Source organism: Variovorax sp. F042 (assembly GCF_057814215.1).
The window spans coordinates 536,366-558,151 of sequence record NZ_JBVASX010000001.1 but is presented as its reverse complement, the minus strand read 5'-3'; the positions used below and the strand labels follow the sequence as shown (position 1 = coordinate 558,151).

At 67.0% G+C, this 21,786-nt stretch carries 18 protein-coding genes; 7 read left to right on the top strand and 11 right to left on the bottom strand.

Going from position 1 to position 21,786, the window contains the following annotated elements:
- Positions 1-42: 42 nt before the first annotated feature.
- The 4 genes from ACZYSP_RS02680 to ACZYSP_RS02665 are packed head-to-tail and all read left to right on the top strand — an operon-like array spanning position 43 to position 4,221.
- Positions 43-2,418, top strand: a complete 2,376-nt coding sequence (locus ACZYSP_RS02680) for a Tex family protein (protein ID WP_093056817.1) — start codon at positions 43-45, stop codon at positions 2,416-2,418.
- Between the two features lie 54 nt (positions 2,419-2,472).
- A complete protein-coding gene (locus ACZYSP_RS02675; RefSeq protein ID WP_093056816.1) occupies positions 2,473-2,730 on the top strand; it encodes a type II toxin-antitoxin system Phd/YefM family antitoxin in 258 nt (85 codons plus the stop codon).
- A 7-nt stretch (positions 2,731-2,737) separates the two neighbouring features.
- Positions 2,738-3,151 (top strand): type II toxin-antitoxin system VapC family toxin, encoded by a 414-nt coding sequence (locus tag ACZYSP_RS02670; RefSeq protein ID WP_093074143.1) that lies wholly within the window; start codon positions 2,738-2,740, stop codon positions 3,149-3,151.
- Complete coding sequence (locus tag ACZYSP_RS02665; RefSeq protein WP_093074145.1) at positions 3,148-4,221, top strand: patatin-like phospholipase domain-containing protein; 1,074 nt, start codon at positions 3,148-3,150, stop codon at positions 4,219-4,221. Before ACZYSP_RS02670 ends, ACZYSP_RS02665 begins: the two co-directional genes overlap by 4 nt.
- On the opposite strand, the gene ACZYSP_RS02660 is transcribed toward ACZYSP_RS02665, so the two are convergent.
- Genes ACZYSP_RS02660 through ACZYSP_RS02640 form a run of 5 tightly spaced genes read right to left on the bottom strand, consistent with a single transcriptional unit; the run spans position 4,185 to position 10,689 of the window.
- The gene (locus ACZYSP_RS02660; protein WP_256216633.1) at positions 4,185-4,535 is read right to left on the bottom strand and encodes a hypothetical protein; all 351 of its coding nucleotides are present in this window, start codon (positions 4,533-4,535) and stop codon (positions 4,185-4,187) included. The genes ACZYSP_RS02665 and ACZYSP_RS02660 overlap by 37 nt on opposite strands.
- A gap of 14 nt (positions 4,536-4,549) precedes the next feature.
- A complete protein-coding gene (locus ACZYSP_RS02655) occupies positions 4,550-4,921 on the bottom strand; it encodes a RidA family protein (protein WP_093074149.1) in 372 nt (123 codons plus the stop codon).
- Positions 4,918-6,426 (bottom strand): efflux transporter outer membrane subunit, encoded by a 1,509-nt coding sequence (locus ACZYSP_RS02650; RefSeq protein WP_093074151.1) that lies wholly within the window; start codon positions 6,424-6,426, stop codon positions 4,918-4,920. Before ACZYSP_RS02650 ends, ACZYSP_RS02655 begins: the two co-directional genes overlap by 4 nt.
- A gap of 20 nt (positions 6,427-6,446) precedes the next feature.
- Entirely contained in the window at positions 6,447-9,542 is a 3,096-nt protein-coding gene (locus tag ACZYSP_RS02645; RefSeq protein WP_093074153.1) for an efflux RND transporter permease subunit, read from the bottom strand.
- On the bottom strand, positions 9,535-10,689 hold the full coding sequence (locus ACZYSP_RS02640; protein ID WP_093075193.1) for an efflux RND transporter periplasmic adaptor subunit: 1,155 nt from the start codon (positions 10,687-10,689) through the stop codon (positions 9,535-9,537). Before ACZYSP_RS02640 ends, ACZYSP_RS02645 begins: the two co-directional genes overlap by 8 nt.
- Before the next feature lie 208 nt (positions 10,690-10,897).
- Between ACZYSP_RS02640 and ACZYSP_RS02635 the strand changes: the two genes are divergently transcribed.
- From ACZYSP_RS02635 to ACZYSP_RS02625, 3 genes are all read left to right on the top strand, one after another.
- Positions 10,898-11,593, top strand: a complete 696-nt coding sequence (locus ACZYSP_RS02635) for a response regulator transcription factor (RefSeq protein ID WP_093075196.1) — start codon at positions 10,898-10,900, stop codon at positions 11,591-11,593.
- Positions 11,586-13,001 carry a sensor histidine kinase gene (locus ACZYSP_RS02630; RefSeq protein WP_093074155.1) on the top strand — a complete coding sequence of 472 codons (1,416 nt, stop codon included), beginning with the start codon at positions 11,586-11,588 and terminating at the stop codon, positions 12,999-13,001. Before ACZYSP_RS02635 ends, ACZYSP_RS02630 begins: the two co-directional genes overlap by 8 nt.
- Before the next feature lie 89 nt (positions 13,002-13,090).
- Positions 13,091-14,074, top strand: a complete 984-nt coding sequence (locus ACZYSP_RS02625; protein ID WP_093074157.1) for a tripartite tricarboxylate transporter substrate binding protein — start codon at positions 13,091-13,093, stop codon at positions 14,072-14,074.
- Between the two features lie 9 nt (positions 14,075-14,083).
- Here the strand turns inward: ACZYSP_RS02625 and ACZYSP_RS02620 are convergent, their stop codons facing one another.
- From ACZYSP_RS02620 to ACZYSP_RS02595, 6 genes are all read right to left on the bottom strand, one after another.
- Complete coding sequence (locus ACZYSP_RS02620; RefSeq protein WP_093056806.1) at positions 14,084-14,470, bottom strand: DUF4150 domain-containing protein; 387 nt, start codon at positions 14,468-14,470, stop codon at positions 14,084-14,086.
- 26 nt (positions 14,471-14,496) lie between these two features.
- Positions 14,497-15,165, bottom strand: coding sequence for a DUF3540 domain-containing protein (locus tag ACZYSP_RS02615; protein WP_093074159.1), 669 nt, complete (start codon positions 15,163-15,165; stop codon positions 14,497-14,499).
- Complete coding sequence (locus ACZYSP_RS02610; protein ID WP_177192713.1) at positions 15,162-16,163, bottom strand: pentapeptide repeat-containing protein; 1,002 nt, start codon at positions 16,161-16,163, stop codon at positions 15,162-15,164. Before ACZYSP_RS02610 ends, ACZYSP_RS02615 begins: the two co-directional genes overlap by 4 nt.
- A gap of 80 nt (positions 16,164-16,243) precedes the next feature.
- The gene (locus tag ACZYSP_RS02605; RefSeq protein ID WP_093074163.1) at positions 16,244-18,907 is read right to left on the bottom strand and encodes a DUF2169 family type VI secretion system accessory protein; all 2,664 of its coding nucleotides are present in this window, start codon (positions 18,905-18,907) and stop codon (positions 16,244-16,246) included.
- A gap of 22 nt (positions 18,908-18,929) precedes the next feature.
- Positions 18,930-19,319 carry a hypothetical protein gene (locus ACZYSP_RS02600; RefSeq protein WP_093074165.1) on the bottom strand — a complete coding sequence of 130 codons (390 nt, stop codon included), beginning with the start codon at positions 19,317-19,319 and terminating at the stop codon, positions 18,930-18,932.
- 5 nt (positions 19,320-19,324) lie between these two features.
- Positions 19,325-21,661: a type VI secretion system Vgr family protein gene (locus tag ACZYSP_RS02595; protein ID WP_093074167.1), complete on the bottom strand. Its 2,337-nt coding sequence runs from the start codon at positions 21,659-21,661 to the stop codon at positions 19,325-19,327.
- Between the last annotated feature and the right edge of the window lie 125 nt (positions 21,662-21,786).

The window sequence follows — 21,786 nt, the reverse complement described above, 5'->3', positions numbered from 1 at the left end:
CTATGGCAAACTCCCGCGCTTTGCCAGGGACGCGCTCAAGACATGCAGAAAATCATTCGCCAGCTCGCCGCCGAAATCAAGGTCGGCGAGAACCAGGTGAAGGCCGCCGTCGAACTGCTCGACGGAGGCGCCACGGTTCCATTCATCGCCCGCTACCGCAAGGAAGCCACCGACGGCCTCGACGACACCCAGCTGCGTGAACTGGAAGCGCGTCTTTCCTACCTGCGCGAACTCGAAGACCGCCGCGTGGCGGTGCTCAAGGCCATCGACGAGCAGGGCAAGCTGACCCCCGAGCTGCGCGCCGCGATCGAATTCGCGCCGACCAAGCAGGAACTCGAAGACCTGTACCTGCCGTTCAAGCAAAAGCGCCGCACCAAGGGCCAGATCGCTCGCGAATTCGGCATCGAGCCGCTGGCCGACAAGCTGCTGGCCGACCCGACGCTCGACCCGGCCGTCGAAGCCAAGGCCTTCCTGCAGCCCGCCACCACGCTGGACGACGGCAAGCCGGGCCCCGATTTCTCCACCGTACCGCTCGTTCTCGACGGTGTGCGCGACATTCTTTCCGAGCGCTGGGCCGAAGACGCTGCACTGGTGCAGGGGCTGCGCGAATGGCTCTGGGCCGAGGGTCTGCTCAAGTCCAGCCTGATGGCCGGCAAGGACGAGAACAACGCCGACATCGCCAAGTTCCGCGACTACTTCGAGTACGACGAGCCCATCGGCCGCGTGCCCTCGCACCGTGCCCTGGCTGTGTTCCGCGGCCGCGCGCTCGACATCCTCGATGCCAAGCTGGTGCTGCCCGTGGAGCCCGAACCGGGCAAGCCCAGCATCGCCGAAGGCCGCATCGCGCTGCACCTGGGCTGGAGCCATGCGGCTCGTCCGTCGGACGACCTGATCCGCAAGTGCGTGGCCTGGACCTGGCGCGTCAAGCTGGCGCTGTCGACCGAGCGCGACCTGTTCACCCGCCTGCGCGAAGACGCCGAGAAGGTCGCGATCAAGGTGTTCGCCGACAACCTGCGCGACCTGCTGCTGGCCGCGCCCGCCGGCCCGCGCGTCGTGATGGGCCTGGACCCGGGCATCCGCACCGGCGTGAAGGTGGCCGTGGTCGACTCCACCGGCAAGCTGGTCGAAACCGCCACTGTGTTCCCCCACGAGCCGCGCAAGGACTGGGAAGGCTCGCTGCACACGCTGGGCAAGCTGTGCGCCAAGCACGGCGTGAACCTCATCGCCATCGGCAACGGCACAGCAAGCCGCGAAACCGACAAGCTGGCTGCCGACCTCATCAAGCTGCTGGCCAAGATGGCCGCCCAAGCCGGCGCGCCCGAAATGAAGGTCGACAAGGTCGTCGTCAGCGAAGCCGGCGCTTCCGTGTACTCGGCCAGCGAATTCGCCTCGCAGGAAATGCCCGATGTCGACGTGAGCCTGCGCGGCGCCGCCTCCATTGCACGCCGACTGCAAGATCCACTGGCCGAACTCGTGAAGATCGACCCCAAGAGCATCGGCGTGGGCCAGTACCAGCACGACGTGAACCAGAGCGAACTTGCGCGCACGCTGCAGGCTGTGGTCGAAGACTGCGTGAACTCGGTGGGCGTCGACCTGAATACCGCCAGCGTGCCGCTGCTCAGCCGCGTCTCGGGCCTGTCGGCCAGCGTGGCCAAGGCGGTGGTGCGCTGGCGTGAAGCCAACGGCGCGTTTTCCACCCGCAAGCAGCTGCTAGACGTGACCGGCTTCGGCCCCAAGGCCTTCGAGCAGAGCGCAGGCTTCCTGCGCATCCGCGACGGCGCCGACCCGCTGGACATCACCGGCGTGCACCCCGAAACCTATCCGCTGGTCGAGCAGATCATCGTGAAGACCGGCAAGCCCATCGCCGAACTCATGGGCCGCGCCGACATGCTCAAGACGCTGAAGCCCGAACTGTTCGCCAACGAGAAGTTCGGCGTCATCACGGTCAAGGACATCCTGGGCGAACTTGAAAAGCCGGGCCGCGACCCGCGCCCCGACTTCAAGGTGGCTCGCTTCAACGACGGCGTGGACGACATCAAGGACCTGGTCGAGGGCATGATCCTCGAAGGCACCGTGAGCAACGTGGCCCAGTTCGGCGCCTTCGTCGACCTCGGCGTGCACCAGGACGGCCTGGTTCACGTGAGCCAGCTGAGCCACAAGTTCGTCAACGACGCACGCGAAGTCGTCAAGACCGGCGACATCGTCAAGGTCAAGGTGATGGAAGTGGATGTGGCGCGCAAGCGCATCGGCCTGTCGATGAAGCTCGATGCGGCGCCCGCGCGCCGCGACGGCCCGCGCGACAACCGCTTCGAAGGAGCGGGGCGCGGCCAGCAGCAACAAGGCCGGCGCGACAACTCGCCGCAGCCGGCGGGGCAGATGGCGAGTGCTTTTGCCAAGCTGCAGGGGCTGCGCAAGTAAGCGGATTCCTCACCTGTTAAACTAGTCAGATAACTAGTTTGATGGGTGGTTGCAATGAAAACCTGGCCTGTGCAGGACGCCAAGGCGCGTTTCAGTGAGTTTCTCGAGGCCTCTCTCGTCGAAGGGCCGCAAATGGTGACGAAGCGTGGAGCCGAGGTGGCCGTGCTTGTTCCTGCAGCTGAATGGCGGCGCTTGCACGCCACGGCAAAGCCATCGCTCAAGGACCTGCTGCTCTCGACGGAAGCACGCACCGAATTCCTGGTTCCGCAGCGGGGTGCCGCACGCAGGCGCCGCATCACGCCAATGCGCTGAGGCCGGTATGTATCTGCTGGACACGAACGTCATTTCCGAACTTCGCAGGCCTCGTCCGCACGGCGCGGTCGTCGCGTGGCTCACGCCCATTGTGGACAGCGATCTTCATCTCTCGGCGGTGACGCTAGGAGAGATCCAGGCCGGCATCGAACTCACACGCGAGCAAGACGCCGCCAAGGCCGGCGAGATCGAGCAATGGGCCGCATTGGTTGCAGCTTCCTACAACGTTCTCCCCATGGATGCAGAAACCTTCAGGCTCTGGGCGAAGCTGATGCATCGCAGTTCGAACACGCTGTATGAAGACGCGATGATTGCCGCCACTGCAAAGCAGCATGCGCTGACCGTAGTGACCCGCAACGTGAGCGATTTCGCAGGGTTTGGCGTCGAGGTGCTCAACCCCTTCGAGCACACACAGGCATGAAAGCCCTGCGCATCTACGCCGGCCCCGCGGCCCGCAAGCACATCGAACAGCACGGCCTGCGTCCGCAGGACGTGCGCACCATCCCCGGCGCGGCCGGCGGCCCCAAGGGGTTGATCCTCGGTGCGCTCGACCGCTTCATCTTCGGCCGCTGGCTCACGCAGTCGAGCCAGCAGGTGCATCTGGTGGGCGCCTCCATCGGCGCATGGCGGCTGTCGACGGCCTGCCTGGCCGACCCTGACGCCGCTTTCGAACGCTTCGAGCACGACTACGTGCACCAGCAGTTCGAAGTGCCGCCGGGGCAGAAGCGGCTCAGCCCGAGTCAGCTCAGCGAGCGTTTCGCCGAAAGCCTTGAATCTTTCTACGGCGGGCGCATCGGCGAGGTGCTGAGCCACCCGCGCTATCGCTTGCACGTGGTGACATCGCGCGGGCGCCACATCCTTGGGCGCGAGGGCAGGGCGCGCACGCCGGTCGGCTACCTGGGCGCCTTTGCCACCAACAGCCTGCACCGCAAGAGCCTGGGTGCATGGCTGGAGCGCTGCGTGTTTTCCACGCCCGGCGCGGCCTTGCCTTTCGGCACGCGCGACTTCCGCACGCGCCAGCATGCGTTGAGCGAGGCCAACTTCAACATGGTGCTGCAGGCCTCGTGCTCCATCCCGTTCCTGCTGGCGGCGGTGCATGACATTCCGGGCGCACCGCGCGGCGCCTACTGGGACGGCGGCATCACCGACTACCACCTGCACCTCGACTACCAGCCGGCCGATGAGGGCATCGTGCTGTACCCGCACTTCCAGCAGGCGGTGGTGCCGGGCTGGCTCGACAAGGGCCTGCGCTGGCGCCACAAGGCCAGCGGCTTCCTCGACCGCATGGTGGTGCTCGCGCCCGACCCCGAATGGGTGCGGTCGCTGCCCAACGGCAAGCTGCCCGACCGCAAGGACTTCATCCACTTCGCCAACGACGCGCAGGCACGCATCTCCGCCTGGGGCCGGGCCACGCGGGAGGCACGGCGGCTGTCGGATGAGTTCGAAGGCTGGCTTCAGCGCGACGGCGTGCCCGAGACGCTGCCGCTCTGACCGAGAAGCGCCAGCGGCGCGGCGCAGTCGAGGATGTTCACTTCCACCTCATCGCCGACCTTGAGCGAGGCGCCCGCGGGCCAATGCCCTGTGCCGATCGAACGCGTGTGCACGCCGCCGTTGCGGTAGCGCACGATGGCGTAGGGCGCTGCGGCGCCGCCCTCGACGCCGCAATCATGGTCGGCCGTTTTGGCCAGATCGCCCGCGCGGCCCACGCTGACGACCTGCGCGGTCCGCCAGCCGGCCGAGTGATCGAACGAGTGCGCATCGAAGGCGGTGCAGCCACCGAGCGTCAATGCCCACAGAGCGACCATGCGACGCATACCTTTCATGGTACTGGCCCGATGGCCGCCGTGGCCTGGATCTCGACGCGGTATTCCGAGTCGATCAGCTTCGCCCCCACCGTGGCGCGCGCCGGCGTGTGGCCGGCAGGCACCCATTCGTCCCACACAGAGTTCATCGCGGCGTAGTCGCCCACGGTGCGCAGGTAGATCGTCACGCTGACCAGGTCTTTCTTCGTTGCGCCCTGCGTGGCGAGCATGTCGTCGATGTGGTACAGGATCTCGCGCATCTGCCCGGTGATGTCGAGCGACGGGTTCTCGGCCACCTGGCCGGAGAGGTAGAGCAGGCGCGCGGCGCCCAGGTCGACGGTCACCATCTCGCTGAAGCGGGGGCCCATCTCGTGGCGGATGATGTTCATGGCGATGCGGGGGAATGGGAAGAAGACGAGGCGGCTAGCTGCGCCGGTGGAGCAGCAGTATTCCACCAGCCGCCGCCGAGCGCCTGGAAGAGGGCGGCCGCATCGGTCAGCCGCAGCGCGCGGGCCTGCACGAGATTGAGCAGCGCCTGCTGCTGAGCCTGCTGCGCAATGCGCAGAGACAACGCGCTGGCGTCACCAAGCCGCACCTGCGCCCGCGTGCGCGCTAGGCTCTGCGAGGCCGTGCGCTCGGCCTTCAGGGCCGCCTGCAGCGTGCGGGTGTCGGCGTCGATGGCCTCGAGCGTGTTGGCTACGTCCTGGAAGGCGGCGAGCACCGTCGCTCGGTACTGCGCGGCTGCCTGGTCGAACGAGGCCCGCGCGGCGGCTTCGCGGTGCTTGAGAGCGCCGCCGTCGAAGATGGGCTGAGTCACGCTGGCCGCGACGGTCCAGAACAGCGATGACGACTTGAACAGCTCCGACAGCGTGTAGGCCGACGAACCATACGAATTCACACCCAGCGTCACGTTCGGCAGCCGCGCGGCGACTGCCACACCGATGGCGGCGCTGGCCGCCTGCAGCTGCGCCTCGGCCGCACGCACGTCAGGCCGGTGCTCGACCAGGCTGGACGGCAGGGTCAGCGGCAACTCCGCAGGCAGTTGCAAGGCATCGAGATCGAAATGCGCCGCCACGCCCTCGCTCGGGTAGCGGCCTGCCAGCGTGGCCAGCAGGTTGCGCTGCTGCGCAAGCTGCTTGTCGAGCGGCGGCAGCGTGGCCTCGGTGGCGGCCAGCGATGCTTCTTGCGCATCGACATCGGCCAGCGCCACCTGCCCCAGCGCCTGCTGCTTGCGATAGGCCTGCAGCACTTCTTTCTGCCCCGCGACGATTTCCAGCGTGGCGCGTTGCTGCGCGTGCAGAGAGGCTTCGGTGATCGCGGCGGCCACCACGTTGCTGCTCAGCGTGAGCTTCGCGGCCAGGCTCTGGAAGCGCTGCAGCTCGGTCTGCGCCTGCGCGCCCTCGACCTGCCGGCGCGTGGCGCCGAACGCGTCGGGCGTGTACGACACCGTTACCTGTGCGGTGTGCAGCGTGTACAGGTTCGCGTTGGAAGAAACCGGACTCGCGACCGCGCTGGCCACGCGCTGCCGAGTGGGCGAGTAGCCCAGCGCCACGCTGGGCCAGAACGCGGCGCGATCGGCGGCTTCGTTCTCCTGCGCCGCGCGCAGGGCGGCATCTGCGGCCTCGATGGTCGGGTTGCCCGCCAGGCTCTGCGTTACCAGCGCGTTCAGCGGCTCGGAGCGAAAGGCTTGCCACCACTGCGCCGGCACGTCGAGCTCGGGCGACAGGTGCGCCAGTGGCACGCCTTCGGCCTCCTTGCTGGTGGGTGGCGAGGCTGTGTACTGCGTGGGCAGGTTCAGCGGCGGTCGCACATAGTCTGGCCCGACCGCGCAGCCACCCAGCAGCAGCACGATGCCAGCCGCCAAGGGCGCCGCAAGGCTTGTTGTCTTCTTCATGTGTTGTGTCTCCAGCCTTCCTAACGGTCGCGGCGCGAGCGCGTGCCCCAGCCCTTGCGCTCGAAAACGCGCTCCATCGCGAAATACAGCGTCGGCAGGATGAACAGCGTGAGCAGCGTCGACACCACCAGCCCGCCGACCACCACCGTTGCCAGCCCGCGCTGCACGTCGGTGCCCACGCCGGTGGCCAGCGCTGCCGGCAGCATGCCGACCGATGCCACCGTGGCCGTCATCAGCACCGGGCGCAGCCGCTCGGCCGCGCCTTCGAGCACCGAGGCTTGCAGGGCAAGCCCTTCGCCGCGCACGCGCCGGAAGTTCGCGACCATGATGATCCCGTTCTGTATGGACACGCCGAACAGCGCGATGAAGCCCACGGCAGTGGCCACGTTGAGCGTTTCGCCCGCCACGTGCACCGCGATCAACCCGCCCAGCGTGGCCATGGGCACCACACCGAGAATCAGCGCCACCTGCCGGATCTTGCCGAACTGGAAGAACAGCAGCACCGCCATGATGCAGACCACGATGGCCAGCGACACGCCCAGGCGGGCCTGCGCACGCTGCTGGTTCTCGAACTGGCCGGCCCATTGCAGCCTGAATTTGGCCGGGTCGAACTTCACTTCCTTCGCGATGCGGGCCCGTGCCTCATCGAGATACGAAGCCAGGTCGCGGTCGCGGTTGTCCACGCGCACGGTGATCTGCCGCTCGTTCATCTCGTGCGAGATAGTGCTTTCGCCGGTCTGCAGCCGGATGTCGGCCACCTGCGACAGCGGCACCTTCGCGCCGCTGGAGCTGTTGAGCAGCAGCGCACCGATGGCCTCGGTGTTGCCCTTGGCGCTCTTGGGCATCTTCACTGCCACGTTGTAGGTGCGGTTCTCCGCATACACCGTGATAACGGGCGCGCCGCCGATGCCGGTCTGGATCAGGCTGGCCACGTCGTTCGCGTTGACGCCGAAGCGCGCCGCCGCCTCGCGGTTCAGCTCGATCACCACCTGCGGAATCGGTGGCTCCTGGAACAGCGAGGCCGAGGCCGTGCCGCGCACCGTCTCGAGCAGATCGACGATCTGGTTGCCGATGCGCCGGCTTTCCTTCAGGTCGTCGCCGTAGATGCGCAGCACCAGCGGGCTGTGCGCGCCGCCCACCGAATCGTTCACGCCGTCGATGATCGGCTGGCTGATGCCCACGTCGAAGCCCGGCATGCGCGCGAAGCGCTCGGTCAGCGTGCGCACGAAGGCGGCCTTGTTCACCCCGGCCGGCCACTCGCTGTAGGGCTTGAGGCCCACGGGCACCTCCATGTGCGAAGGCGTCCACGGATCGGTGCCGTCGTCGTTGCGGCCCAGCTGCGTCACCACGTACGACACTTCCGGGTATTCGAGCAGCACATGCCGCAGTTCGGTGGCCATCTCGCTGGCCTTGTCGAGCGACAGGCCCGATGGCAGCTGCACCTGCAGCCACAGCGCGCCTTCGTCGATGTCTGGCAAAAACTCGCGTCCGGCCGTGGTGCCCAGCACCATCACCGCGGCCAGCGCCAGCGCGCTCAGGCCGTAGGCGATGGCGGGCACGTCCAGCAGCTTCGCCAGCACGCGGCGGTATGCGCGCGTGAGCCACTCCAGCGGCTTGTTGACGAAGGGCTTGCTCGGCTTGCGCAGCGCCACGTAGGCCAGGCTGGGAATGAGCGTGAGCGCGCAGAGCAGGGCGCCCACCAGCGCGTAGCCGACCGTGAACGCCATTGGCTTGAACAGCTTGCCCTCGGCCCGCTCGAAGGCGAACAGCGGAAAGTACGCGGTGATGATGATCAGCGTGGCGAAGAAGATCGGCCCCGACACGTGACTTACGGTTTCGAGGATGTTTCCCTCGGTGAGCGTGGCTTCGGGTTCTTCCTCGCGCCGCCGCAATATCGCTTCCATCACCACGATGGCCCCGTCCACGATGATGCCGAAGTCGATCGCGCCCAGCGAGAACAGGTTGGCCGGCATGCGGGTGAAGTGCATCACGATGAACACCGTGACCAGCGACATCGGAATGGCCACCGCAGCAACCACCGCGCTGCGCGGGCTGCCCAGGAAAAGAATGAGCACGAAGCACACCAGCGCCATGCCTTCGAGCACCGTGTGCGTCACCTTGTCGACGGTGAGCTTCACCAGGTCGTCGCGGTCGATGTAGGGCACGATCTTCACGCCCATGGGCGCGAGTTCGGCCTGCAGTTCGTCGATCTTGGCGTGCACGCCTTCGAGCACGCGAGACGGGTTCTCGTACTTGAGCATCAGCACGATGCCCTCGATGGTGTCGGGGTTGGTGTCCTTGCCGAGGATGCCGCCGCGCTCCTGGTGGCCGAACTGCAGCCGCCCCAGGTCGCGCACCAGCACCGGCGAGCCACCGTTCTGCGCCACAACCACGGTGCCCAGGTCGTCCAGCGTGTGGATCTGGCCGATGCCGCGCACCACATAGCTCTGGTCACCGCGCGCGATGCGCCCGCCGCCCGCGTTGGCGCTGTTGTTGTTGATGGCCGTGACCACGTCATTCAGCACCAGCCCGTACTTCTGCATGCGCGCCGGGTCGAGTTCGAGCTGAAATTCGCGCGTGAAACCGCCGAAGTTGTTGATGTCCACCACGCCCGCCACCTGCTTGAGTGCGGGAATCACCTTCCAGCGCTGCAGCTCCGACAGCTCCATCAGGTTCTTCGTGTCCGATTCGAGCGTGTAGCGGTAGATCTCACCGGCCGGCCCTGCAACGGGCCCCAGGCCTGGCTGCGCCCCGGAAGGCAAGCTGACCTGCCCGATGCGCTCGGTGACGCGCTGGCGAGCGAAGTAGTCGTCGGTGCCGTCCTTGAAGCTCAGGTTGATGAGCGACAGCCCGAAGGTGCTGCTCGAGCGGATCGAGGCCAGCCCCGGCGTGTTGCTCAACGCGCGTTCCAGCGGCGTGGTGATCTGCTGCTCGATTTCCTCGGCGGCCAGGCCGTTGACCTGCGTTGTTACCTGCACGGTCACGTCGCCGAGGTCGGGGTAGGCCTCGACCGTCATCTGCGTCCACGACCAGGCGCCGAACAGCACCAGCGCCACCGACATCGCCCAGGCCAGGTGCCTGCGGCGAAAGAACTGGGTGATGATGAGATTAATCATTCAGCAACACACCGCCACGCACCACAACGCGCTCGCCCGCGGACAGGCCGCTGCGGATGCGGACCTTGTCGCCGTCCTCGCGGCCCAGCTCGACCATGCGCCGCACGAAGGTCCAGGGCTCGGCCTCGACGAACACGCTCACGCTGTCGTTGTTCATCAGCAGGGCAGAGGCCGGCACCTGCGGCTGTGCGCCCTGCGGCACGCCCAGCACGGCCGTTGCGTACATGTTGGGCTTGAAGATGCCCTCGGGGTTGGCGAACACGATGCGCGCGCGGGCGCGGCGCGTGTCCGCGTCGAGCACCGCGCTCACGAAACCGACCTTGCCGCTGAAGCTGCGGCCCGGATAGGCCGCCAGCGTGATGACCGCGTTCTGCCCCGGGGTGACCGCACCCACGACGTTCTCGGGCACGTTGACCGTGACCCAGACCGAGTCGAGGTTCGACACCGTCATCAGCGCCGCATTGGCGTCGTTCAGGTTGGCGCCCGCGGCCGCGTTCAGCGCCGTGACCGTGCCGGCCATGGGCGCGACGATCTTCAGCACCTGGCCGGCTTGCCCGCCGCTGCCTTCAGCGCCCAGGCTGCGCAGGCGCGTTTCGCTGCGGTGCAGCTCCGCTGTCTGCTGCGCGACGCTGCTCTGGGCCGCCTCCACGTCTTTCGCGGCGTTGGAACCGGCCTCGTTCACGCCGCGCGCCCGCACCAGCGCGCGCTGCGCCAGGTCGAGCGCGTCGCGGGCCTTCTGCGCGTCGGCCACGGCCTGCGCGAGATCGGGCGAGGCCATCGTGGCGAGCACCTGGCCGCGCTTGACCGTGTCGCCCAGGCGCACCTTCAGTTCGAGCAGCTTGCCGGTCAGCGGGGGAAGAATATTGACGGTGCCGGCCGGGTTGGCCTCCACCGTGGCGGGCAGGCTCACTTCGTGCGGCAGGGCATCCTGGCCGACCGTGGCGACCAGCAGGCGCTCGCGCAGCGGCGAGCCGGCGGGCACGCTCAGGCGGTTGCCCTGGCGCACGAGCATCGGCGCGGGTGCGGCGGCCACGGCGGTGGCGGCATGGGCGGTGTTGTCGAAGGAGTCGACGCACAGCGCCGCGCAGGTCAGTACGCCGAACACGATGCGTGCCGGCGTCATCTGGTACAGGGATTTCTTTTTCATCTTCATCGTCGCAATGCGTCCGTTGCGAGGACGGGCGCGCTGCGCACGGGGTGCTTTCCCCATGCCCTCGATCCGCTCCCGTCTCCTCTCGGCGAGGGTACGAAAGGGCGACTTAAGAAGTTCTCAAGAAATCCTGAAGATGTCTTAAGGATTGGCCCTTGCGCACCCCTGCGGCCTGCAGTCAGGAAGCCGGGGCATGATTCGCGCCATGAGAATTCTGTTGATCGAAGACGACCGCAAGGCCGCCCGGCTGTTGGCCCGCGGCCTGCAGGAAGAGGGCTTTGTCGTCGACGTCGTGCACACGGCGGAGGAGGGTGACGAGGAAGCCTTCGTCGTCGCCTACGACCTGATCGTGCTCGACTGGATGCTGCCCGGTAAGGACGGCCTCACGCTGTGCCGCGATCTGCGCCAGCGCGGCTGCAAGACGCCCGTGCTCATGCTCACCGCCCGCGACGCGCTGAGCGACCGCGTGGCCGGCCTCAACACCGGCGCCGACGACTACCTGACCAAGCCCTTTGCCTTCGACGAGTTGCTGGCCCGCGTGCGCGCCTTGCTGCGCCGCTCCGAGATCATGCGGCCCGTGGTGCTCGCGCTGGCCGACCTGAGCCTCGACCCGCAGAGCCAGCGCGTGCTGCGCGGCGGCATGGTGCTGGACCTGACGCACAAGGAATTCGCGATCCTGCAGATATTGCTGCGCCATGCCGGCGAGGTGGTGAGCCGGTCGCGCCTGGCCGAGCAGGTGTGGAAGGACGACCTGATCGCCATCGACAACCTGATCGACGTGCACATCAGCAACCTGCGCCGCAAGGTCGACGCGCCGCCGGCCGCACCGTTGATACAGACCGTGCGCGGGCGCGGCTTCAGGCTGGCACTGGCCGACGACGGCGTGGTTGGACATGCTTAGTTTCCGCAAGCGGCTGGCGCTGGCACACGTCAGCGTGATCGTGGTGGTGATGGCGATCGCCGCCTTCGGCTCGTATCTCGTGTTCGCGCGCAACGTGCACCGCGAGCTCGATGCCGCGCTGCTCGCGCTGGCCGAGACCGAAATGGGCATGCTGCTGTCCGCGGGCGAGGGGGACACCGTGATCGTGCACGAGGCCCCGCCTGGCCCTGGTGCGCCTTCGTTCGTGCGGCTCGACCGGCTGGTGCAGATCGTCGACGCCGAGGGCCGCGTGCTGGCGCGCAGCAGCAACCTCGGCGAGGCGCAACTGCCCATTCCGCCCGCACTGCGCGAGCGGCTCGCGGCGGGCGAGACCGTGTTCGAAACGCTCGACGGCTTCGGCGAGGAGCCGACGCGCATGGTCTCGGTGCCCGTGCCGGGGCGCGGTGCCTCATCGCTGCTGGCGGTGCAGGTGGCCGGCTCGCTGGACGACGTGAACCGCACGGTGGCGATGGCCAGCGTGCTGTTCCTGATCCTCGGCGGCGCGCTGCTGCTGGCGCTGGGGGCGGCGGGCGCATTGATCACCCGGCGCGCCTTCGGTGCCATCGACGACGTGGTGCAGCAGGCGCATCGCATCGGTGACGCGAACCTGGGCGAGCGCCTGCCGCACCCCGGAACGAACGACGAGATCGGCCGGCTGGTCGACACGCTCAACGCCATGCTGGCGCGCATTGAGCAGGGCATGGAGGCGCAGCGGCGATTCACGGCGGATGCGTCGCACGAGCTGCGCTCGCCGCTGTCGCGGCTGCGCACCGAGCTTGAACTCGCTTTGCGCAGGCCGCGCGAACCGGCGGCCTATGTGGAGACGCTGCATTCCTCGCTCGAAGAAGTCGAATCACTCACGCTGCTGGTCGAAGAGCTGCTGGTGCTGGCCCGGCTCGACGCAGGGCAGGAACGCGACGCGGCCGAGACGGTGTCGCTGAACGTGCTGGCGGAAGAGGCCGTGCGCCGGTTGGAGCCGATGGCGCGCGAAAGGCGGCTGGAGATTTCATTGGTACCCGCACTGCCCGTGGCTGCGCGGGTGGCGCGCGGCGCGGCGAGCCTGGCTCTGGCCAATCTGCTCGACAACGCGCTCAAGTTTTCGCCGGCCGGCACGACGGTGCGCGTGAGCCTGCGTGCGGACGTGGAGGCGAATGAAGCCGTCCTGAGTGTGGCGGACAGTGGGCCGGGCATTCGCGGAGACGAACTGCCGCATCTGTTCGAGCGCTTCTATCGCGGTGCCACGGCGCGGTCGGACGAGAAGACGCCTGGGCTTGGGCTGGGGCTGGCCTTGTCGCAGGCCGTGGTGCATGCGCATGGCGGGCGGATCGAGGCGGCGAACGAAGCGGGCGGCGGGGCGCGCTTCGATATGCGGTTGCCGTTGGCGCGGTGAGGCTGACCCGCCGGGCAAACCCTGACCGTGGCAGCGTGCGGCGCTTCGAGAATGGCCCGGTCCATTCATTCCAAAGCAACGCCGCCACCATGCCCCACGCCACGCTGTCTCGCCGCCAGTTCACGCTCGCTACCGCCGCCGCCGCAAGCCTAGCCTTGCCATCGTTCGCGCAGAGCGCATGGCCGACCAAGCCGATCCGCATCATCGTGCCCTATACGCCCGGCGGATTCACCGACCAGATGGCGCGGCTGGTGCAGATAGGGCTGCAGACGAAGCTCGGTCAGCCGGTGCTGATCGACAACAAGCCCGGCGCCAACAGCCTGATCGGCGTCGATGCCATCGCCAAGGCGGCGCCCGACGGCACGACCTTCGGCGTCGTCATCGCCGCCTACGCGGCCAACACCACGCTGTACCCCAAGCTGCCCTACGACCCGCGAAAGGATCTGACGGGCGTGTCGCTGATGGGGGTGTCGCCGCTGCTGGCCGCGGTGAATGTCGATGCGCCTTTCAAGACCGCGCGCGAGCTCATCGACTATGCGCGCGCCAACCCGGGCAAGGTGAGCTTCGGCTCATCGGGCAACGGCTCGGCCGCGCACCTCACCACCGAGCTGTGGAAGTCGCTGACGCAGACTTTCATGATCCACATCCCGTACCGGGGCGCGGTGCCGGCGCTGACCGACCTGATGGGCGGGCAGATCCAGCTTTTCTTCGATGCGCCCACGGGGCTCATCAACCAGGCCAAGGCAGGCAAGGTGCGTCTGATTGGTGTGGCGGGCGACAAGCGACTGGCGGCGGCGCCCGAGGTGCCCACCTTCATCGAGCAGGGCTTCGCGGGCTTCACCGGCAGCACCTGGGCCGGCATGTTGGCGCCAGCGGCTACGCCCCGCGATGTCGTCAAACGCATGTCGGAGGAGGTGGCGCGCATCATCAGGAGCGACGAGACGCGCGCGAAGCTCGACGCGATGGGCACCATTCCGGCGGGCAGCACGCCCGAGGAATTCGACGCCTTCATCACCGCGGAAACCGCCAAGTGGGGCAAGGTCATCCGCACTGCGGGGGTGAAGGCGGAATAACGAACGGCCTCAGGCCGCGAGCATCAGCACCTTGCACTGGCTCGGCACGATGCGCATGCCCAGCGCGTTGCTGCGGTTCTGTACCGAGAGGCTCGTCATGCGCGTGGCCGGACTGCCCTTCAGCAGCACGGTGAACGAGCCGGTAATGTGGCGCGAAGGCCCCATCACCGAAGGCGAGATCACTCCCAGCGTCACGCCGGGGTTGTCGCCGTTGGTGAGCGGCGTGACGGTCGCCAGGTTGTGCGCCGGCGCGAACATGAAGAGGATGTTCCACGCATTGGGAATTGCGGTCGGGCCGAGCGCGAAGTTGGGGTAGGGGATGGGAATGGCCGGCGGCGTCTTGCACACGTCGGGAAAGGCCAGGTCCATGCCCATCATCTGGCAGTTTGCAAACATGCTGTCGACTCCTTGTGTTTCCGGGCTCAGCCCATGTGGATCTGATTGGCGTCGACCTTCACGACCGCCTGCGCCGTGAGCACCGTCTGCGTTGCGTGAATGCGGGCGAGGTCGGTGGCTTCGTAGTCGAGCTGGCCGCAACGCACCTGCTCCGTCTGCTCGGTCATGCGGAAGGCCGTGCGGCTGATGTGCACCAGGCGGTCCATCACGGTCTCGCACAGCCGGCCGACGACATGAATACTTGCGGCCATGGCCTTGACGGCGTTGCCGACGTAGTTCAGCCGGTCTACCTTGCAGTCGGCTTCGGTCGCGGTCAGGGCGAAACGCTCGCTGCTGACTTCCACCGCCTTGGCGGATTGCAGCCTTATGGCTTCGCTGCTCTCGATGTGCACGCCGCCCGCGGGCGTGGCCAGCGTGAGGCGGCCCTTCGTCTCGATGTGCGCGGTGGTGTCGTCGGCCTGGTCGATCACGGCGATCAGGTACACGTGGTAGCGGTCGGGCCCGGCAATCAGCACCGTGTCGCCGAGTTCGGGGCGCAGGAGGCAGCTGGCAGCGCGGCGGCATTGCCAGGCACCGTCGTCGCATTCCACGCGGTACAGCGATCCTTCGGGCAGGTGCTCGACCACCTTGCCCAGGCGCTGCACGGGCGCGTCGTCCGTGCCGGCCTGGGGACTGCGCAATGCTGCGATGTTCATGGGGTTTCGCCTTTCGTGGATGGGATGGAAGATGCATTCCGCTGCGCGGACCAGCGTTCCGCCTCGAACAGGTCGGGGTCGTTGGGCAGCACGCCGGCATGGCCGCGCAGGGCAGAGGGAACGTCGCGTGCGCCATGCAACTGGGTGCGGAAGAGCCGGGCATCGAAGTTCGCGCCTTCCAGTGCAGCCCCGGAAAAATCCGCGTAGGTGAGGTCCGCGCCGGCAAAGCTGGTGCCGGTGCAATCGGCCCGATGGAAGATGCACTGCTGCATGCTGGCCTCGCCGAAATCGGCAGCCGCGAGCTTCGCGTCAATCCACAGGCTCTGGTCGAAATGCGCGCCGCGTGCAACGACCCGGCTCAGGTCGGCTTCGGGAAACAACGCCTGCGGTGCATGAACGTTGCGCAGCACCGCATCGCGCAGCACGGCGCCCTTGAAGTTGCACTGCGCCATGTGGGCGCCCTCGAAGTTGCAGCCTTCGAGATCAGCGTCGGTGAACTGGCACAGCTGGAAGTGGTGGTTCGAAAAGTCGTGCCCGGCAAGGCGCGACTCGACGAAGACGACGCGCTCGAAGCGTGCCCCCGCCAGCGCGGTCTCGCGCAGGTCGACCTGATAGAACACGGCCCGGTCGAGCTGTGCCTGCGACAGGTCGGCACCATCCAGCGGCGACTTGAAGAACAAGGTCCGGTCCAGCAGGCCCGCCGCAAAGCGGCTGCGCGAGAGGGCGCTTTCCATGAACTTGGTGTCTGCCACGCTGGCCTGCGAAAAGTCGCTGCCTGGCAACTGGCAACGATGGAACACCGCATCGTCCAGCACGGCGCCCGTCAGGTTCGCCGACGGAAGCGTGCATAGCGAGAAGGCGGCTTTCTTGAGCTGTGCATCATTCAGCTGCACGCCGTTGAGCGTGCAGCGGTCGAATTGGGCTTCTTCGAAGTGCGTGCCGATGCAGCTCACGCCGTCGAAGTCGACTTCCAGGAACACGCCTCCGGAGAAATCCATTCCGTCAAGGCGCCAGCCTCTGCAGCTTCGCTCCCTGATCGGTTCGCCGCGCTGCACCATGGATTGCATTCGGTGCGGCGTCATGCGGCCGCGGCTTCCTGGCGCACAGGGTAGACCTTGGCCAGGTGCGTGTAGGCGCCGTCGAGCAGCGTGGTGTCGTCCATGAGGCTCTGGGACACGTCGGCGCGAAAGAGGTTGGCGCCGCGCAGGTCGCTGCCGCGCAGGTCGGCCTTCTGGAAGCTCGCGTCGATCAGGTCGGCGTTCAGCAGGCTGGCATGCCGCAGGTCGGTGCGCACGAAGCGTGAATCGCGTGCGTTGGCGCGCGAGAGATCGGCTCGGGACAGGTCGCATGCGGAGAAGTCGCTGTTCTCGAGCCGCGCGTCGCTGAAATCGGCTTGCGACAAGGCGACCTCGCGCAGGCTGCATTCGCGCAGGTGCGCGCCCTGGAACTTCGCCTCGCGAAAACTGCTGGTACCGACGACGCAGGTGGTGCGCAGGCTCGCACGCGTGAAATCCATCTGCCCATCGGCCTGCACGTCGACGAACACGCTGCTCTCGAGTCGGGCGCCCACGAAGCCGATTGCGCCGGGCTTGCAGCTCACGAGATGCAGCTTGAACAACATGGCCTCTTCGAAGTCGAGCTGTTCCAGCCGCACCTTCTCGAGAAACATGACCACCTTGAGGCTGGCTCCGTGAAAGCGGCAGCGCACGAACGCGGCCTCGATGACCGTGTTGTCTTCCCATTGCGAAGCGCTGAAGTCGCAGTCTTCGCAGAGGATGTTTTCCAGCACCGTGTTGTGCAGATGGGCGCCCGTGAACACGGTCTGCCTGCATTGAGCGAAACCCAGGTTGGCGTTGTCCAGCCGCGTGCCGCGCAGCGAAGCACCGTCGAGGCAGGCACGGGCGAGCACGGCGCGGGAGAAGTCGGCGTTGTCGAGTTGCGCGCCGCGCAGGTTGGCGCTTTCCAGCTGTGCCCCGCAGAAGCGGGCGCCACGCAGGTCCATGCCCGAGAGGTCGGCGCCGGTCAGGTCCATGTCCGAAAAATCGCGGCTGCCGGCGAGCAGCGCCGTTACCTGCTCGCGCACTTCGGCGGCGCGTGCCGGCGTCATCGGGTCGGCGGCGTCTTGGTGGTGGGCGCTGCTCAGGTACATCTTGCGTTGCGCCGCGGCAATCAATTCGCCGCGGCCCAGGAGGTCGGCGACGGGGGCCATGTCCGCTGCACGCGAGCCCGGCATTTCCGACATGGCCGCGGCCATGCTCTGGAGATGCGGCGCCATCGCCGCGGCGGGAGGCCCCTTGAGCCCGGAGCGCTCGCGGCCTTCGGTCAGCGCCAGCAATGGACTCAGGTCCGGCTCCGTCGGGCCGGCTTCGGCGGCGCGCGTGCGAAGTGTCTCGCTCAGCTCCTGCTGCTGCGTATGCAGCTTCTGCTTGGCTTCTTCCTGCATGCGCTTGGTGCGCGCGACGAACTCGGGCAGGGCGTCCAGCGTGGGCAGGTCGTCGGCCGGGTCTTGGGGCGGAAAGTAGCGCGCGGGGTCCTGGCCGTCGCCGATCATCTGCTGGCGCATTTGCTCGCGCATCCACTCGCCGTGCTTGTGCGCATTACGGGCCAATGGGCCGAGTGGCCGGTCTTTCAGCGATACGGTGTCGAGCCAGGGGGCAATGGCCGCTGCGGGAACCAGTTCCCGATCGCGAAAGCTGTAGAGCGCGCCGCTTTCCGGATCCAGTCGTCGATGCAGGATGCCCTGGTAATAGCTGGCCGGAAGGGCTTCGGCGCCGGCCTCTTCAAGCGCTGGCATCAGGTGGACGACGTCGGCTGCGTCGTCTTCGCGGATGTCCGCCACACCGTGGTAGATCAGCACGATGCGCTCGCGGTGCGGGAAGAACCAGGCGGTCGTCATCCGCATCGGCACGTCGGTGAAGGTGGTCTCGCCGGCCTCGGAAGCCAGCGTCAGGAAGCAGCGTGCGCGCCAGTCCGGCAGGCGGCCTGCCTGATAGGGCTTGTGCGGGTGCATGTTCCAGATTTCGTAAGGCGCGGCATCGGGAATGCGATCGGCATCGCGCCACCACTGGTCTTCGGGCGCCGCGTTGAAGAGGTGCCAGTCCATGTCGCCGGAGAAGGCCGGAAAGTCTTCCTTGGCCCATTGGGCGTCGTATTCCTTGCCGATGCGGGCAAAGCGCCGGGGCCACATCACGTCGATGGCGCCGAAGCCGGCGGGGGAGGGCTGCTGGTCGACACGCTGGATAGGTGCATCTGCAGACTCGACGTTCGGCAGCCGGCGCGTGCGCACGCCGTTGACCATCTCTTCCGCGGCGCCGATGCCGAGCGGGTTGTCCGCAAACGAGGCGCCGCCGTAGGCGTGCTGCCAGTCGAGCGGCATGCGCTCGAAGTCTTGCGGCGGCGTGGCGCGCTTGTCGAGCCAGTAGCGGGCGCCCGAGACGCGCAGGGTTTTTTCGAGCGTGCCGACGCGCATCTTCACCAGGCACTGGTTGCGGATCTGCTGGTGCGCGGTATAGGCATGGCCGGTAGCCAAAAACTCTGCGCTGCGCTTGGGCATGCCGAGATCGAGCACACCCTGTTCGCCGATTTCTTCGGCCACCAAGGGCCAGAGCTCGGCGTCCGGGTAGAGCATGGGCACGCCATCCATGCCTGTCATGGCGACCACTGTCAGCCCCAGGCGCTGGCGTCGCTGCCATGGAAACGGGCGGCTCAATACGCTGAGCCGGAGAGGCTTGATGACTTTCATGAAACAGGGAATGCGCGCGGGATCAGCGGGAAATGGTCGTGGTCGACTTGCGGCGGTCGATGGCCACGGCCGTCGAATCGGCCGGATCGATCAGCACATGAATCGTCTGGCCGGGCATGAAATTGACCACCAGCTCGCGCGCGATGCGGGTCTTGAACATCTGCTCGAGCGGTGGGCGCCCAGCCAGCTCGGCGGTGCGCACGCGCAGTTCGACGTCGTTGTCGTAGGTGCCCTGTGCGAGCTCCCGCAGGGCAAGCACCTGGGCGCTGGCGGGCTGGCCTTGTTTCACCAGGCGCTCATAGCGCCGCGCTTCCTCGCGGTACGGCCTGTTGTTGCGCACGGTGTGCACGACCACGAACACCAGGAAGACAACGATCAGAACACCAGAAATCAGGGGCAACCAGAATTGCATGTGCGCTAGCTGAAGATGCTCATGACCTTGGCCTGGATCGCGAGCCCACCGCTGCGGATCTTGGCGCCCGCGGCCTTCACGTTGGCGCCCGAGGCTTCGAGGCTGAGCCCGTTGTCCTTGTTCTTGAAGGCCGAGATGTCGATCTTCACGGTTGCCAGCTGCAGGTTGAGGGCAGCGTAGATCTGCGCTCTTGCGCCCCAGACGTCGAAGGAGGTCGCCACCGCGCCGAAGCGGAAGACGCAGCCGCTTGCGCGCGCGATCCGCCAGTTGTTCTCCTGGGAGGAGCTGATGGTGTGTTGGGGCACGTTGAAGGTGACCTTCGGCGCGTTCACGATGATCTCGACGCTGACGTTCTCGGTCACCGTGCCGGTGATGTTGCGGGTCTCGCCTGCTGTGATGTTCTCCGTGCGTGGCCCCTTGGTGGTGAGCATCTCCGCGCCGTCCACCGTGGCCGTGAGGCCGCCGGTGATGGTCCACGTTGCGCCGCCGGTGGTGGTGCGGGTTTCGCCGCCCGCAATGGTTTCGCTCTGGCCGCCGGTGATGCTGCGGGTTTCTCCGCCGGAAATCGTCTCGGTGCGGCCACCCGTCACAGTGCGCGTTTCGCCGCTGTGAATGGTCTCGGTTTCGCCGCCGTTGACCGTGCGGGTCTGCCCGCCGTTGATGGTCTCGACGCCGCCACGGTTCACGAGCCGTTCTTCGCCGCCGTTGTAGGTGGCGGTTTCCTTGTCGGTGATGGTGGTGGTGCGTGTGCCGATGACGTCGAGCTTTTCGTTGACGTGAATGACGGAGGTGCGGTTGCCGCCCACGTCGCGCGTTTCGTCGGCTTCCACTTCCACATCGAGATTGCGCTCGGCATGCAGCAGGATCTGCTCGGCGCCCGTGCGGTCTTCGAAGCGCAGCATGTTGGCCTGGTTGGCCGCGCCGCCGGTGCTGGAGCGCGTGAGGATGCCGCTGGCGGTGGCGTTGGCGGGCAACTCCCATGGCGGCATCTGGTCGCTGTTGTAGACGCGGCCGGTGATGATGGGGCGGTCGGGCTCGCCACCGATGAAATCGACGATCACTTCCTGGCCCACGCGCGGCATGTGCATGGTGCCGTAGTTGGCGCCGGCCCAGTTGCTCGACACCCGCACCCAGCAGGAGCTGTTTTCGTCGGACTGGCCATAGCGGTCCCAGCGGAACTGCAGCTTCACGCGGCCGAAGCGGTCGGTCCAGATTTCTTCGGGGCCGACCACGGTGGCGGTCTGCGGGCCGTTGGTGCGTGGGCGCGGCGTGTTGCGCGCGGGGCGATAGGCCACGGTCGAGGGCAGCACGGTGAAGTCGAATTCGCACACCGATTCGGTGCTGCCGCCCGTGGAGTATTCGGGCTCTTGCAGGTCGTAGCGGGTTTCGGTGACGAGGTATTCGCGGTTGTCCGATTCGCGCGGGCAGTGCGTCATCTCGAACAGGTAGCCCGGCGCCATGCCGACCACGTTGGTGTGACCCGATGCCAGCTCGTGCGCGCACTGCAGCTCCTGCAGGCGGATCTTTGCGTAGGCATCGCCCTGCTGATGCTCGCTGTAGCCGCCGAGCCATTCATAGACCTCGTAGGTCGAATGCTCGTGGGCCTTCGGGTCCTGCTGCACGCTTTGCAGCGAGGCGCGTGACTTCTGGAAGTCGAAGTCGTCGAGCATTACGCGGCCGGAGGTGATCTGCTCGGACACGCGCCACTGGTCGATGCAGGGCTCCATCGCATTGAGCACGCGGTCGCGCGGGCGGTAGGTAATGCTGGCGTGGCCGGGCAGCGGCTTGTAGCTGCCTGCATCGTCGGCCAGCACCAGCAGGTGCGATCCGTTGCTGTGCTCGAAGTGGTAGGCGATGCCTTCGTGCTCCATGAGGCGGCTCACGAAGGCGAAGTCGCTTTCCTGGTACTGCACGCAGTACTCCTGGGCGGAGTAGCTGCCTGTGAGGCGCTTCTCGAACTGGAAGCCGTACTTGCCCAGCACCTCGTCGAGCACCTCGGGCACGCTCTTGTTCTGGAAGATGCGGCAGTCGGTAGTGCGCGTGAGGTACCACAGCCAGGGCTGCACGAGCGCGCGGTAGATGTAGTGGCGGCCGGTTTCGTTGGCGCGGCCCACCAGCTCGAAGCGCACCACGGTGCCGTTGAGAAAACGCGGCGCGCCTTCGTCGGCGAGTTCCAGCGTGAGCGAAGTGCCGAGCAGTTGCTTCAGGTCGAGGCTGAAGCTGGTGCTGACCATGTCCACTTCGAACTCGAAGAGTTGCGAGAGGCCTTCCTGTCCCCGCATGGAGCGGAACTTGAGCTGCTCGGCGCTCAGGACGGTGTGGACTTGGACGGTACGCGGCATTCGGAACTTCCCTGACCCTTGGGCTTCTGCGGCTGAGAAACCTTCGGTGACAGTCTAGAAATTCCTTATGTCACATAAATGACGCGAGGGGCGCAGAAGGGCGCCTTTCTCCTCTGAAACAACGC